The organism is Polaromonas sp. P1_E3 (assembly GCF_056405935.1).
In genome coordinates this window covers 1-1,103 of record NZ_JBFUBD010000647.1, presented here as the reverse complement: position 1 = coordinate 1,103, position 1,103 = coordinate 1, and the positions used below count along the sequence as shown (strand labels likewise).

Genomic DNA, 1,103 nt, shown 5'->3' with positions numbered 1-1,103 from the left:
GTGCACCGTAGACCACCCGGCCGTCCATGACGGTCAAGACCGAGGCAACGGATTTGATCTGGGATTCGGCAACTTCGAAGTAGTCCCTGTCGAGCAGCACGAAGTCGGCGAGGTGGCCCGGGGCGATCATGCCCAGCTCGGATTCGGCGTTCATGAACCACGTCGCGTTGCGGGTGAAAAGTTTCAGCGCTTCGGCGCGTGACAGACGGTTGTCCTTGGCCAGAACATCCATTCCGGAGACGGACTTGCCCGACACCATCCAGCTGATGGCGACCCACGGATTGAAGGAGGACGCACGGAAGGCGTCGGTGGTCATGGCCAGGGGGATTCCGCTGTCAACCAGCTGGCGCAGGCGCGGGGTCAGCAATGCCTTGTCGCGGCCGTGGGTCTTGATGAAGCCGTCGCCGTGCATCGCCATCTTTGCGTCCAGGGCGATGCCACCACCCAGCGCCTTGACCCTGGCGATATTCGCGGGACTGATGGTCTCGGCGTGTTCAAGGCTCCACCGCAGGCCGTCTAGCGGCATCTTCTCGTTCAGCTTTTCGAGCGCATCGAGGAATGGCGTGATGTTCTCGTCGTAACTGATGTGTTCGCGGAAAGGAATTCGCCGCTGGACCAGTTTGGAGACGTCCCGTTCCACCAGCTCACGCATCTTTTGGGGCTCGATGATGACCGCCGGGCGGTCGAAGTTCTCGTGATCGTGGACATCCGCCGACAGCAACTCGCCAGCGCCGCGGTAGACGTGACCGTGCGCCAGCTGCGGGTGCAAGTTGTGGCCGGGACTGATGGGCGCAGTCTTGGTGATCGCCGTGACCTGCGCGTCCACCATGTTGAAAGCGGCGCCTTCTCCGAACTGGATATCGACGAAGGGCATGCGGATGTTGAGGCGGTTGTCGCGGGCCAGGGCGTCCACGGTAGGCAGTGCTTTGGGGTAGCCGCGGAAGCCTGTGCCGGCATCAACGATGGACGTAACCCCGAAGCGGTTGAGGCTGTGGACCGTCTGGACCAGCGAGCTAACCTCCTCCTCGAAAGAGAGCTGCGGAACCATGGTCTCCAGGGCGATGAACAGGAACGTGTAGCCATGGACCACGCCGGTGTAGCGG

1 protein-coding gene is annotated in these 1,103 nt (G+C 62.4%); it reads right to left on the bottom strand.

Translation table 11 applies throughout. The features are described from left to right. The coding region (locus AC1D0Z_RS22480; protein ID WP_477660358.1) for an amidohydrolase family protein at positions 1-1,103 on the bottom strand (1,103 nt) is incomplete at both ends.